Origin of the sequence: Microbacterium oleivorans NBRC 103075, assembly GCF_001552475.1 — a bacterium.
GTDB classification, from domain to species: domain Bacteria; phylum Actinomycetota; class Actinomycetes; order Actinomycetales; family Microbacteriaceae; genus Microbacterium; species Microbacterium oleivorans.
Genome location: NZ_BCRG01000006.1, coordinates 1 through 14,017, shown reverse-complemented (window position 1 = coordinate 14,017; position 14,017 = coordinate 1). Strand labels below are relative to the sequence as shown.

Here is a 14,017-nt window from a genome sequence, read left to right as displayed (position 1 = left end):
GTCGGCAGGCCGCGGCTCCCGCCGATGATCAGCGATGGGAACCATAATGACGGACGGCACAGCACTCTTCTCGATCATCGTCGCGATGTACAAGGTCGAGCCGTATCTGCCCGCATTCCTCGCCAGTCTCGACGCGCAGGGCGACGACCTCGCCGACGCGGAGATCGTCTTCGTCGATGACGGGTCGCCGGATGACTCGCGGCGGATCGTCGAGGAGTGGGCCGCGACCCGCGACGCGAACACCGTCGTGGTCGCTCAGGAGAACCAGGGTGTCGCGGCCGCTCGCGAGTCCGGAACCCTGCACGCCGGCGGCACGTGGATCACCTATGCCGACCCCGATGACGTTCTGGAGCCCGGCTACCTCCGATCGGTGCGCGACGCTCTGCAGTCCGCCAAAGAAACCGACGTCGTCCCGACGATCGTCTCCACCCGCCTGATCTACACCGACGACACGCTGCTCACCCGGCGCGACGCCCACCCGCTGAAGAAGCAGTTCTCCGCAGGCCGACGCATCGTCTCCCTCCGCGACGACCCCCAGCTGATCAAACTGTCGGCCGCGACGTCCTTCCTCCGACGCGAAGACGTCCTGACAGCCGACATCCACTGGGACCACCGCATCCGTCCGAACTTCGAGGATGCCGCGTTCATCGCCCGGTACCTGCTCACCTTCGACGACCCCACCGTGCTCGTCGTCCCGGAGGCGCGCTACCTCTACCGCCGTCGCACCGCGACGACCTCGCTGACCACGACCAGTTGGCAGCGCGTCGAGAAGTACATCGACGTGCCCGAGTTCGGGTGGCTGGCGCCGATGGAGGACGCGGTCCGGATGCGGGGCGGCGTGCCCGTCTGGCTGCAGAACACGGTCCTCTACGACATCTACTGGTACTTCCACTACGACGCGCAGATCCACAGCCCGACCCGGTGGATCCCCCAGGACGTGAAGGACCGCTTCCTGGAGACCGTGCGACGCGTCCTGAGCCTCATCGATCCCGAGGTCATTGCGGCGTACCGGATCACCCCGCTCTCGCCGCAGTTGCGGGCGGTCCTCATGTCGATCGGCGGGCACAGCCTGCCGCTGTCGCCCGTGCACCTGTGGCGGGCAGACAAAAGGAACCGCCAGGTCCTGATCAAGTACTACTTCGCGGGAGGTCGACCCGAGGAGGTCCTCACAGTCGGTGGTGAGGCCATCGCGCCGGCGTACGCCAAGGACCGTTCCATCGTCTACTTCGGCCATGACGTCCTGCACGAGCGGATCCTTTGGATCGAGCCGCGCGAGGGGCTCACCGTACGCCTCGACGGGCAGCGGGCGGAGATCCGCTACAACGCGCCCGGCAACCACGAACTCGCGGTCACCAACGAGAGCCTCCGTGCCCGCCTGGGTCTCCCCGCTCGCGCCCAGCGTTTGCCCGCGCCCCCCGCGGCACCCAACAAGGCGACGAAAGATCTGCTCCCTGCACGCCTCCGCAAGCGCGTCGCCCAGGTCGGGCGCATCGTCCGCGGCGAATCGGTGTCGGCGCGTCGGCCGTGGGCAGCCGCGGCGCGGCGTGCGGCGGCATCCCCTGCCGCGCGCTCGCGGTTCGCGAACGCGTGGGTTTTCATGGACCGCGACGTCCAGGCGCAGGACAATGCCGAACACCTCCACCGGTGGGTGCTGCGCAACCGCCCAGATGTGAACGCGTTCTACGTGCTCCGGAAGTCGAGCTCCGACTGGGCGCGACTGCGCGACGAGGGCTTTCATCTCGTGGACTACGGCTCCACCGAGCACTTCATGCTGATGCACCACGCGAAGTTCCTCATCTCCTCGCACGTGGATCACTACGTCCTGCAGCCCTGGAGCACGAAGCTCCTGCGCAAGCGCGACTGGCAGTTCGTGTTCCTGCAGCACGGCGTGACGAAGGACGACATCTCGCGCTGGTTGAACCGGAAGCCCATCCGCCTGCTCCTCACGACGGGACAGGCCGAGTTCGACGGTTTCGTGAACGACGGAACGCCCTACACGTTCACGAACCGCGAGGTCACCCTGACCGGCTTCCCGCGCCATGACGCGCTCGCGGCGAAGGCTGCCGCTCTGCCGGCCGCCGATCGAAACCTCGTCCTCGTGATGCCCACGTGGCGCGAGTATCTGATGACCTCGATCACGAACAAGGGCACGATGCGCGGGCTCATCGACGACTTCGACGACACCGTGTACGCCACGCAGTGGCGCAAGCTCCTCGCACAGCTCGCGAGTGATCCCGGCTTGGCCGGCCAGGGTTGCCGCATCGGATTCGTGCCACACCCCAGCCTGGAGCCGCATCTCGACCGTCTCGGCGTCCCTGCCGGCATCGAGGTCTTCCGCTATCGCGACAACGACATCCAGTCGGTGATCGCACGGGCCCGGGTGTTGGTGACCGACTACTCGTCGCTCGCCTTCGAGGCCGCGTACATCGAGACCCCCGTCGTCTACTTCCAGTTCGACGCGGCGCAGTTCTTCGACGAGCACCCGCACCGCGCCGGGTACTTCGATTACGAGCGGAACGGGTTCGGCCCACTGACCGAGGAAGCAGACGAGGCGGCGGACGCCATCCGCGCCGCCGTACTGACGCCGGAGTCGGTGGCTCACTACGCCGACCGGGCGACCGCGTTCTTCATCGATCGGGACGGAAAGAATTCCGAGCGTGCGTTCGAGGCCATCGCCCCCCTGGGGTGATCAGGCAAGCCACGTAGACTGGAGGGATCCCCTCCGAAAGCGGTGAAAGCTCGTGCGCGAACTCCTCCGGACGAGTCGGTTGCTCCGTTGGATACGCGCGCAACCCGTCGCGTTGCCCTACCGGATCCTGCGCAGGATCACTCGGATCCGCTCCGACCGGTTCCTCTTCCTCTCCGACTCCCACGTCGGCTACACGGGGAACATGGGTTTCGTCCGCGACGAACTCCTCCGACGGATGCCGGAGGCGCAGGTGGCCGGTGTGTTCAAGCCGAGCCTCACCGCGCGGCGGCCGGTGCGAGATGTCATCCGCCTGCCCTGGCTGCTCGCGACGAGCGGCACGATCGTGGTCGACGACTTCTATCCGATCATCTACCCGTTGCCGATCCGTCGCGGCGCGCGCCTGGTGCAGATCTGGCATGCTGCCGGCGCGTTCAAGCAGGTCGGGCACAGCCGTGCGGGGCTCCCGGGCGGCCCCGTCCCCGGCAGCGACATCCACCGCAACTACACGCACGTTCCGGTCAGCTCCGAGGCGGTGCGGGCCGACTATGCGGAGGCGTTCGGGATCGACCTGTCCCGCGTCCAGGCGCTCGGCGTGCCCCGGACGGACGCCTTCTTCGACCCCGAGAACGTGGCGACGACACGCCAGCGCGTGCGCGCCCGCCTCGGCATCCGCGACGGGGAACGGCTGGTGCTCTACGCACCCACGTTCCGCGGTAACGGACAGCGGAGTGCCCGCCCCGAGGAGTCGGCCGACTGGGGGGCCATCGCGCACGAGCTCGGCGACGGTTTCCGGATCGTCGTGCGGCAGCATCCGTTCGCCGCGAAGTCCGCTCCGCCTCTTCCCGCTCACATCCTCGACGGCGGCGCCGAGGAGATGAACGATCTGCTCATGGCGACGGACGTCCTGGTGACCGACTACTCCTCCTCGATCTTCGAGTTCGCGCTTCTGCGTCGCCCCATCGTCTTGTTCGTCCCGGATCTCGACGACTACGCGGGGTCGAGGTCGTTCTATCGCCCCTTCGAGTCTTACGCGATCGGTCCTGTTGTCCGGGATCCCGGAGGGCTGGCGTCGGCGCTGCGCACCGCGGAGGTGGACGAGCCGGCCCTGGAGGCGTTCCTGGACGAGTTCTGCGACGCCCTCGACGGGGAGTCCACGTCTCGAATCGTCGAGCGCATGCTGCTCGCTTCCCCCGACCGCGTCGTGGTCGATGAAGGCACGGTCGCACCGGGGTCGGTGGAACCCACGCGCGCCCGCGGTGCGATGGGGCTGCGGGTCGCTGCGGCTCGACTCGCCCGTCTGATCCTCAGCGTCGCGTATGCGCCTCTGAAGCTCCTCCCGGTGCAGCGGAAGGTCGTCATGGTCAGCCGCGAGCATCCCGTGGTCCCCGACGACTTCACCGACCTCGCCGCCGCTCTCACGACACGCGACCCAGCCGTCCGGGTCGTGATGCTGGTCCGGATGGTGCCACCCGGCATCCTGCGGAAGATCGGATACGGCCTTCACCTGCTGCGCCAGCTGTACCACGTCGCCACGGCGCGGGTCCTCGTCATCGACACGTACTCGATCGTCGCCAGCGTCCTCCCTCACCGGGACGAGCTGACCGTCATCCAGATGTGGCACGCGCTCGGTGCCTTCAAGAAGTTCGGGTTGAGCATCCTGGGCTTGGAGGAGGGACGCGACCGCCGCCTCGCCGACGCCATGCGGATGCACCAGGGATACGACATCGTCCTGACGAGCGCCGAGGACTGCCGCCCCGCGTTCGCCGAGGCGTTCGGAACTCCCCCCGACCGGGTGCGGGTGGCGCCGCTCCCCCGCGTGGACCGCCTCCGCGACCCCGACCGCCGAGCCCGGACGCGGGAGCGGATCCTCGCCACGCTGCCTCACCTCGCGGGTCAGCGGATCGCTGTCTTCGCACCCACCTTCCGTCTCGACGGCACCGTCGCGGTGGATGTGCGCGCACTCACGGAGGCGCTGAGGATGCAGGGCGTCCACACCGTGGTGAAACTGCACCCGCTCATGCACGGCGACTTCGGTCCTGATGTCGACACCGGCGGCGACTTCTCCACGCAGGAAATGCTGGCCGTAGCGGATGTGTTCATCACCGACTACTCCTCGGCGCTGTACGAGGCCGCGGTCCTCGAGATCCCGACGTACTTCCTCACGCCCGACCTCGACGCCTACCTCGCATCGCGCGACTTCTACCTGGACTACCGACGCGACCTCCCCGGCCCGATCGTCGCCACGGTGGACCACCTCGCCGAGGCCGTCGGACGGAAGGATGCCTCACCCGCCGACGCGCGACGGTTCGCGAAGCGGTGGGTTCAGATCCCTGGCGACCCGACCCCGGTGGCCGGTGCGACGCCCTGCGCCGACGCGATCGCGGACCTCATCGCCGACCGTCTCGGCTGAGCGAGCGACGCTCAGCGGGCCGCGGCCGCTGCCGGAGCCCGCTCGGCACGGGGGAAGGAGCGCAGCACCTGCGTCCGCAACCACCGGCGGGATCGACGCTCGACCCACCTCTCGATGGCTGCGGCGAGCAGCAGCACGAAGGCGATGGCAAGCACGAGCACGACCCACTCGTTCAGGTAGGGGCTCAACTGTCCGATGACCCACCAGCCCCACAGCTCGTGGACGAGGTAAAGCGGATAGGTCAGCGCGCCGAGATACGTCATCCAGGCCAGTCCGCGGGACTGCAGCGGCGACAGAGTGACGAGTGCCACCGAAGCGAAGATGAGGATCATGATGGCGACGGCCACCGGCTCCTTCAGGTCGACACCCGTGAGCCGCTCCGCGTTGGCGACGTCGTACATGATCGTCTGTTGGGTGCCCAGGATGCCGTTGCCGACCACCAGCATCCACCGGAGCAGATTCGACCCGCGCGAGTAGATGACGTACAGCATCATCCCCGCGGCGAAGAGCGGGGCATAAGCCGGCGACAGGAAGGTTGCGAGGAACTGCATGTTCGATCGGTCGGCGATCAGCGCCGCCAGCGGCCACAGGAATGCCAGCCACGTGATCTTCTCGACCGTCAGCTTCGTGCTCATGAAGATGCCGATCAAGACGTAGAACAACAGCTCGACGGCGAGGGTCCAGTACACCCCGTCGACGTGCGGCACGCCCGTCCACTGCTGCAGCATCGTCAGGTTGGTGAGCACCTGGACGAGCGTCACGCTCTTACCGAGCTGGTCGCCCGCGATGAACTCGATCAGGATCGCGGTGAGGATGACCGCCGCCCAGTACGCCGGGAACAGACGCGAGATGCGTGCCGCGACGAACTCGCCGACCGAGCGTCCTTCGACCGACATCAGGATGACGAAGCCGCTGATGAGGAAGAACAGCTGCACTCCCATGAAGCCATAGGCGCTGAACTGGGAGACGAAGGGGAACGTCTCGATCGTGGGTGCTTCCCACTGGGTGTGGCGGCGAGCCGTGTAGTGGTACATGACGACGGCGAGGGCCGCGCCGAACCGCAGAAGATCGAGCAGTTGAAGGCGCGGGCGAGGGGCGACGTCGACAGCCGGGGCAACAGGAAGCACGAGTGGTCATGTTAGCTGCTCACCGGCAGTGAGCCTGAGCGACGACCGGGTCGGCGGCGACTTCGTCACCGAGCGCGGCGAACCAGCCCCGCGCGGACGAGGCGCTTCACCAGCCGGAGGGCCACTCGCATCAGGCCACGGACCCGAGGGCCGAGGGCTGCGTCGGGCCCCGCCACGGGCTTCCACACCCGGACGTCGCGCTGGCGGCCGGGGATCCCCCACGACCCTGTGACGCGACGCCGGTGCCGGTCGGTCGTCTCCGCGATCTGCTCCGCACCGCGGCGGCGGACGATCGGGCGAGGTCGACCGTCCACCTCGACGCTCCGCGGCATCCGGTCGACCTCGGCGTGGTGCACCTGGAGTACGTCCTGACCGAAGTAGTCGGGCGTGGTGAACCGGGCGTCGGAGGGGACCAGGGTCTCACCGTCCGCGCCGACGAGGCGCACGTCCGCGCCCGCGGCCACGGGGGTCATCAGGCGGACGGCCCCGCGGCCGGGCGTCGCGTACGAACCCACCCAAGGCGGGAGGGGGCGGTTCGCGAGCACCTGCAGGAGCAGGCGGCTCTCAAGTGGCAGCGCGGTGGCGTCGTACTCGAAGAGCCGAGCCTCGCTGACGTGCTGTGCGCAGCCGCCGAGCGCGCGCAGGGTCGTCTCACGCTGCGCCTCGTCGAGCACCTCGGCACGCCCGTCGGGCGTCAGCTGGACGGGGAGCAGCCACTGGCATTCGTACAGGAACATCGACTGGAGCCACTCGGGGACGCCGCGGTCGCCGCATCCGCTCATCAACGGCTCGTAGCCGTCGATGAACCTCTCGTAGTACGCCCGCGGATCGGTGCGGAACGCATCGACCGCCGAGTCACGGGCCGCACGACGCCGATAGATGTACGAAGCGGATGCCACGAGCCCGAGCCTCGGCGAGGCGACACCGAGCAGGTACTCCGCGACGAAGAGGGCGTCCTCCGAGGCGTGGAGGCCGGTCCGGAACCGGGCGCCCGCGCGCCGGAGGTCCGCGAGTCGGAAGAACGCCGAAGCGACGTTGAGCTGGAAGAAGTCGGGGTACTCGACCATCGGCACGACCCGGTCGCCTCCGGCGAAGCGGAAGCTCAGGGCGTGAACATCCTCTGGCTCGGGCCGGGGCTCGCGGAGTCGGAGGAGGCGGGTGGACGCGACGTCGATGCGATCCGCGTGATCGCCGAGGAACCGCGCGACGGCGGCGAAGTAGTCGTCGGCCAAGAGGTCGTCGGAATCGGGGAACGTCACCCAATCGCCGGAGGCGGCGTCCATCCCGCGATTGCGCGCAGCGCTCACCCCGGCGTTGTCCTGCCGGATCAGCTGGCCGGGGAACCGGGAAGACGACAGCCAGCGTTCGACGATGTCGCCCGACGCGTCCGGCGAGCCGTCGTCGATGAACACAAGGTCGAGGTCGTAGCGCCCGGGAGCCTGCGCCTCCAACGACCGCAGCAGGTCCGGAAGGTACGGCTCGACGCTGTAGAGCGGGATGACCGCCGTGATGCTCAGCACGAGACCCTCCCCTGTCGCCGCATCCCGTTAGCTTACGACGCGGACTTTCCGCCCCCCGCGGCCGGGCCGCCGCGCGGGGCGCCGAACGGGCCGTCGCGAGGGCTCCGGATAGGATGAACCGTCCCCACCCGAGGAGCACCATGCCCACTCTGAGCCGAACCGTCGCCGTCGTCCTGGCCGGCGGCATCGGGGTCCGCGTGGGCCTCGGCATCCCCAAACAACTGCTCAAGATCGCGGGGAAAGCGATCGTCGAGCACACGCTCGAAGCGCTCGAAGCGAGCGAGGACATCGACGAGATCATCGTCATGATGAACGCCGAGTCGATCAGCGAGCTGGACCATCTCATCGAGAGCGGCCGCTTCGGCAAGCTGAGTCGCATCCTCCCCGGCGGGGCGACGCGCAATGACACGACGAAGCTCGCGATCTCCGTCCTCGACGGCGATGACACCAAGATCCTCTTCCACGACGCGGTCCGCCCCTTCATCGACGCGCGCATCATCCGCGACTGCGTGCAGGCGCTCGACACGTACGACGCCGTCGACACCGCCATCCCCTCTGCCGACACGATCATCGAGGTCGACGAGGCGAGTCTCATCACCGGCATCCCGGACCGGTCGCGCCTCCGTCGCGGCCAGACCCCCCAGGCGTTCCGCCTCGCCACCATCCGACGGGCGTACGAGCTCGCCGAGGGCGACCCGGCGTTCCGCGCGACGGACGACTGCGGCGTCGTCTTCACGTACCTCCCCGAAGTCCCGATCTTCGTCGTCGAGGGCACGCCGGAGAACATGAAGGTGACCGAGCCCATCGATGTCCACATCGCCGACAAGCTCTTCCAGCTCCAGTCGGCGAGCCTGTCGATGGAACGGCTCGTCCGCGAACTCCCCGACTTGAGCGGTGCAGGAATCGTCGTGTTCGGTGGCAGCTACGGGATCGGCGCGAGCATCGTCGAACTGGCCCGCGCGCAGGGCGCGAACGTCATGGAGTTCAGCCGCACCTCGACCGGCACGGATGTCCGCTCCGCGTTCCAGGTGGGCGACGCCTTGACGGAGGCCGCGCAGAAGATGTCGCGGATCGATGCCGTCATCGTGACGGCGGGCGTCCTCCGCATCGGGCCACTCGTCGAGACCTCGCAGGAAGACCTCGAGCACACGATCGAGACGAACCTGCTGGCTCCCGCCGTCATCGCCCGCGAGGCCTACCCGCACCTCGCCCGTCACGGCGGTCAGGTCGTCCTCTTCACCTCCAGCTCGTACACGCGGGGACGCTCCGGCTACGCCGCTTACTCGGCCACCAAGGCCGGTGTCGTCAACCTCACGCAGGCCCTGGCGGAGGAATGGGCGGAAGACGGCGTGCGCATCAACTGCATCAACCCGCAGCGCACGGCGACCCCGATGCGGACCGCCGCGTTCGGGTCCGAGCCCGAGGGATCCCTCCTGGACGCCGAAGACGTCGCGAAGGTGACCGTCGGCATCCTCGGATCGGAGCTCACCGGCCAGATCGTGACGGTCCAGGTGTCGGAGATGAAGAACCTCCGCTGAGCCGTCAGACCCGACCCCAGGTCAGGCCAGGTCCGCCCATCGGTCCGGCGGCGCGGCCGTCGAGCGTTCGCTGAGCGAGCGCATTGTGCGGGACTCGACCATGGCCTCGAAGACACGACGGGAGTTCTGGCCGTCGCGGACGGGGAAGGTCCGTTCCATCCTCGCCCGGAACTGCGCGTCGACATGACCACTCAGGGCATCCTCGACCGACTGCGCGGCTTCCGCCGCGGTCTCGACGATCGGACCGAAGCCGTGCGTCTCGTACGCGAAGTACCCGGGCCGTTCCGTGTGTCCCGTGTAGTAGTCGTCGCGGTCGAACTGGAAATAGACCACGGGGCGCTGCACGTAGGCCATGTTGAAGGCGACCGAGGAGTAGTCGGTCACGAGTACCCGTGCGCGAGCGATCATCTCGCGGACGTCGACATCGTCGTAAGAGACGACCTGCACCGTGCTCGGAAGATCGAAACGATCGAGGTAGACGCGCATATTGGGATGCGGCATGAAGACCACCCGCATCCCCCGGCGCGTGACGGCGTCCTGGAGCGCGGGGTCGATCAAGAAGTCGCGGAGAGCCCGCGCGTACCGGGTCTCGAGGAAGTCGTCGAGACCCGCCCGATCCCGCGACGAGGAGACCATCGCACCGACGAGGTAGTCGCGCCAGGTCGGCATGACGAGGACGATGTCGCGGTCGTCGTCAGAGACGGCGGCATCCTGAGCGAGCAGGGCGTCAAACCGGGGCAAGCCCGTCAACCGCACTTCTTTCGGGCCGAACCGGAAGGGCGAGGGACCCGAAATGTAGTCGTATTCGTCCTCCGTCGACGTGACGAACGTCGAGATGCGCTTGGGATTCAGCCAGCCCGAGATGTCGCCCTTGATGACGCCGTGCTGGAGGAACGTGAAGTTCCAGGGTTTGCGTCCGAAGCGCTTCGGGAGAGGATCGGTGATGAACCTGTCGGCGTGACTGGATGCCACGTGCTCGGCCGCCATCATGAGTGCGGCGAATCGTGCAGTGCCGTAAGCCACGAGGCGGAACCCCTCCGCCTCGAGCCGGGGCCAGTCCGAGGACTCCCGTCTGAGGACGAACCACGAGTTGATCTCGGGCCGTTCCCGCTGCACCCAGCGGTAGAGGATCTCGGCGCTGTCATTCGCGTCGACGTCGCGGTCGATGAACACCCAGGCGCCGGCGAACTCGCGAGACAGTCCGCGCGACATCGACCGCCACGCGATGTCCGCCCGTCGTACGGCCGCCAGCACGCTCGGGCGCTCGCGCAGGATCGCCTTCGCCTCGCGGAGCATGAGCCCACCGCGACGGCGCACACGCCGGAGCCCTCGCAGGGTCGCCTGCGGTTCGGCACGTGCGGCAGCCGCGACCGCGCGTGTCGAGAGCACCCCGGTATCCACGTCCTCGGATCGCCCCGCGTTCGCGCGGAGGTCGATGTGAGCCTGCACGCCGCCGAGTTCGACCGTGAAGCCGGTTTCGACAGGTAGCCACAGGTAGCGCTGCCATACGATGCGGCGGCCGAGGTACTCCAGGCCGACGTCGGCGACGTAGCGCGGTTCGACGACCGAGCCGCGCACGCGGACGACCTCCGAAGGGCGCTCACCCCGATAGCGGTAGACCACCGAAACGAGGCCGCGCTTGGCATCGATGCTTCCGAAGTGGAGATCCGTGTGTCCCGAGCCCCGCTTGAGGAGGACGAGCGCTTCGGTCATCCAGCTCGGCACGTGCATGACGGACCATTCCGTCAGCGTCTCCTCGTCGATGTGCGCGAGCCACTGCGGAAGCAAGTCAGCCACCTCGTCGTGCATCGACACCGGGAATCGTGCGCGCCGGACGGCGGGGGTCTGCGAGCTCCGGAAGAGCCACAGCAGGTCGTAGACCATCAGGTTCTGCGCCCACCGTGGGAGCGGACCCTTCGCGGCGTCGACGACATCGAGGTAGCCGTACCGCACGGTGTCGGTGTACTTCCGCGGATCGGCGACACCTGCCTGGATGGTGGAGGAGGCGTCCGCCCGCTGACGATACAGGTACTCACTCGTCGAGACGAGCCCGACGACGGGCTCGTCGAACTGCATGAGGTACCGCGTCACGAGATTGCCGTCTTCGAAACGGACCCGCAACTCCTCGCGGAACCGGATGCCGCTGTCGATCAGGACGTCCCTGCGGAGGAATCCGGTGGTCACGTGCGCCTGCACGATGTGGGGCTCGTCAGTCAGGTCGACGAGGCGCGTGCCCCCGGCGAAGCGCCAGGCGAGCGCGTGGGTGTCGGTGATCTGGTTCGACGAGCGTGCTTCGTGCCAGAGCAGCATCCGCGCGGTGAACATTGCCGCGCCCGCCGCCTCCGGCGACTCGATCTGCTCGAGGACGTCGGCGAAGTAGTTCGGGGAGAGCACGTCGTCGGGGTCGGGGAAGGTGACCCACTCCCCTGTCGCGTGCTCGAGGCCGAGGTTGCGCGCTGAGGCCTGACCGCCGTTCTCCTTACGGAGGTAGGTGACATTCGGATGCCGGGCCGCGAAGGCCATAGCCCGCTCAGCTGTGTCGTCGAGGGACCCGTCGTCGACCAGCAGCACCTCGAGACGATCGAACCCGCACGTCTGGCGCAGCAGGGAGTCGAAGTACTCGTCGAGATACCGGCCCACGTTGTACATGGGAGACACGACGGAGATGGTAGCCATCATCTGCCCTCCCTCGACGGAACGATCTCAGGACTCAAGGATCTCGAGGGCTTCGGCGATGGGACCGTCGAAGATGACGTCACCCTTGCGCAGCACGATTCCGCGCGTGCAGAGCTCCTTGACCTGGCCCTTGCTGTGGCTGACGACCATCATCGTCACGCCCGCCGCGGCGAGCTCCTTCAGCTTGGCGTTGCACTTGGCCCGGAACGGCGCATCACCGACGGAGAGGACCTCGTCCACCAGCAGCACGTCGAGTTCGACGTGGATCGCGACGCTGAACGCCAGGCGCATGAACATGCCGGAGGAGTAGTGCTTGACCTCCTGATCGATGAAGTCACCGATCTCGCTGAAGGCGACGATCTCGTCGAAACGCTCCTTCGTCTCCTTCTCGCTCATGCCGAGGATGGCGGCGTTCAGAAAGACGTTCTCGCGTCCGGTCAGGTCGGGGTGGAACCCCGCCCCGACCTCGATGAGACCGGCGACCTTCCCCCGCGTCAGGACGCGTCCCGAATCCGGCTCGAGCACGCCCGAGACGAGTTTGAGGGTCGTGGATTTACCCGACCCGTTCAATCCCATGACGGCGACCGACTCGCCCTCACCGATCGTGAACGACACGTCTTTCAGGGCATGGAACTGCGTGGAGCGCACAGGCTGGCGGCGCACGGCGGCAATGAAGGCATCCTTCATCGAACGCGTGCTGCGCTTGCTGAACCACTTCGACACACGGTCGACGATGATGCGGGGCTGAGTCTGTACTGAAGTCGACATCACAGGTCCTGTGCGAAGCTGCGCTCGAAGCGCCGGAAGACGAACTGGCCGATGACCAGCGAGAAGATGATGACGCCGATCGCCGCGACGACGTGCCACTCGAACTGAGGCGGCCAGTCGAGGTTGATCGGGCGCGGGTCGGCGTCGTTGACGACCGGAAGCGAGCCCCAGAAGGCGTGGTGGTACAGCTCTACTCCCACCGCGAGCGGGTTCGACATGTAGATGTCGAACAGCCACGGCACGTGGTGGGTCGTGGTGACCTTCTTGACCATCTCCCACGTGTAGAGGATGGGGACGGACCACGTCGCGATCGTGCGGATGATGTCGACGATGTTGCTGGCGTCGCGGAAGCGGACGTTGATCGCGGAGAAGAAGAGGCCCAGGCCCATGACGAACGCCACGACGAGCAGGATGCCGAGAAGGGCGAGGCCGACCGACGCGAACGACGGCAGCCACCCGAAGAGCAGGCTCACCACGATGAGCACCGCGAGCTGAGGAAGGAAGTGCGTGAACGTCCCGATGATCGCCGCCAGCGGGAAGAGCTCCCGCGGCAAGTAGATCTTCCGCACGAGGGCCTTGTTGCTGACGATGGAACTCGTCGCCGCCGACATGGTGTCGTTGAAGAGGTTGACGAGGACCAGCCCGCTGAACAGGTACAGCGGGAAGGCGGGAACCTTGCTGTGCAGGCCGAGGATCTGACCCACGACGAGGTAGTAGACGAGGAACTGGACGGTGGGCCGGACGTAGGACCAGAACCATCCGAGGACCGAGTTGCGGTACCGCAGAGACGTGCTCTTGCCGATGAGCAGGCGCAACAGGTAGTGGTACCGGAATACGTCGAGGATGCCTCGGCCGCGCCCCGGTGTATCAAAGGCGCTGTAATCGATCTGGGTCACAAAGTTCCTCGCGGTGTCGTGATGCCACCGGGTCTTCGCCACCGGGTAGGCCACCCGCAATCCTAATGGACGGCGACCTCGACCTTTCCGGTGAGACTCACCGTCACTTCAGGTAGTCGCCGTGTACCCAGCCGGTGCGGGTTCCGACGGTGACTTTGAACCAGATTCCCTGAGACGACACGACGGTCAGCTTGGTCCCGGCGGCCAACGTCGTGATCTTGGTGCTCGAGGTCGAAGCCGCGCTCCGGAGGTTGACGGCCGTCGTCGTGGTCTTGGTGGTCGTCTTGGCCGGCGTGGCGGTGGTGAGGGATGCCGCCGGAACCCACCCCGTCGCCGTACCCGACGTCACCGCACGCCACCCCGAGAACGAGTCGACGATGGTGACCTTCGCAC

General features: G+C 67.4%; 9 protein-coding genes. 3 read left to right on the top strand and 6 right to left on the bottom strand.

All coding sequences use genetic code 11. From position 1 onward, the window contains the following. Positions 1–46 precede the first annotated feature (46 nt). Together MO1_RS07710 and MO1_RS07705 are read left to right on the top strand one after the other, a co-directional pair. Entirely contained in the window at positions 47–2,689 is a 2,643-nt protein-coding gene (locus MO1_RS07710; RefSeq protein WP_060915706.1) for a bifunctional glycosyltransferase/CDP-glycerol:glycerophosphate glycerophosphotransferase, read from the top strand. A 112-nt stretch (positions 2,690–2,801) separates the two neighbouring features. Continuing rightward, the gene (locus tag MO1_RS07705; protein WP_255209241.1) at positions 2,802–5,099 is read left to right on the top strand and encodes a CDP-glycerol glycerophosphotransferase family protein; all 2,298 of its coding nucleotides are present in this window, start codon (positions 2,802–2,804) and stop codon (positions 5,097–5,099) included. Between the two features lie 11 nt (positions 5,100–5,110). On the opposite strand, the gene MO1_RS07700 is transcribed toward MO1_RS07705, so the two are convergent. After that, complete coding sequence (locus MO1_RS07700) at positions 5,111–6,226, bottom strand: acyltransferase family protein (protein ID WP_052009487.1); 1,116 nt, start codon at positions 6,224–6,226, stop codon at positions 5,111–5,113. A 65-nt stretch (positions 6,227–6,291) separates the two neighbouring features. Next, on the bottom strand, positions 6,292–7,746 hold the full coding sequence (locus MO1_RS07695) for a glycosyltransferase family 2 protein (protein WP_036312712.1): 1,455 nt from the start codon (positions 7,744–7,746) through the stop codon (positions 6,292–6,294). Positions 7,747–7,886: 140 nt separating this feature from the next. Here MO1_RS07695 and MO1_RS07690 point away from each other — a divergent pair, with 140 nt between their 5' ends. Continuing rightward, entirely contained in the window at positions 7,887–9,284 is a 1,398-nt protein-coding gene (locus tag MO1_RS07690) for a bifunctional cytidylyltransferase/SDR family oxidoreductase (RefSeq protein WP_036312714.1), read from the top strand. 21 nt (positions 9,285–9,305) lie between these two features. On the opposite strand, the gene MO1_RS07685 is transcribed toward MO1_RS07690, so the two are convergent. From MO1_RS07685 to MO1_RS07670, 4 genes are all read right to left on the bottom strand, one after another. Further along, positions 9,306–11,960: a bifunctional glycosyltransferase/CDP-glycerol:glycerophosphate glycerophosphotransferase gene (locus MO1_RS07685; protein ID WP_167542028.1), complete on the bottom strand. Its 2,655-nt coding sequence runs from the start codon at positions 11,958–11,960 to the stop codon at positions 9,306–9,308. A 27-nt stretch (positions 11,961–11,987) separates the two neighbouring features. Beyond that, on the bottom strand, positions 11,988–12,728 hold the full coding sequence (locus tag MO1_RS07680; protein ID WP_036312718.1) for an ABC transporter ATP-binding protein: 741 nt from the start codon (positions 12,726–12,728) through the stop codon (positions 11,988–11,990). Beyond that, positions 12,728–13,624, bottom strand: coding sequence for an ABC transporter permease (locus MO1_RS07675; RefSeq protein WP_235186130.1), 897 nt, complete (start codon positions 13,622–13,624; stop codon positions 12,728–12,730). Before MO1_RS07675 ends, MO1_RS07680 begins: the two co-directional genes overlap by 1 nt. A gap of 103 nt (positions 13,625–13,727) precedes the next feature. Next, positions 13,728–14,017, bottom strand: a 290-nt coding sequence (locus tag MO1_RS07670) for an SH3 domain-containing protein (RefSeq protein ID WP_157526388.1), incomplete at its 5' end; no start/stop codon positions are given.

Excerpts from the sequence above, each read along its gene's own strand:
- MO1_RS07710 (WP_060915706.1), top strand. The coding sequence starts at position 47 with ATGACGGACGGCACAGCACTCTTCTCGATCATCGTCGCGATGTACAAG.
- MO1_RS07690 (WP_036312714.1), top strand. The coding sequence starts at position 7,887 with ATGCCCACTCTGAGCCGAACCGTCGCCGTCGTCCTGGCCGGCGGCATC.
- MO1_RS07685 (WP_167542028.1), bottom strand. The coding sequence starts at position 11,960 with ATGGCTACCATCTCCGTCGTGTCTCCCATGTACAACGTGGGCCGGTAT.
- MO1_RS07680 (WP_036312718.1), bottom strand. The coding sequence starts at position 12,728 with ATGTCGACTTCAGTACAGACTCAGCCCCGCATCATCGTCGACCGTGTG.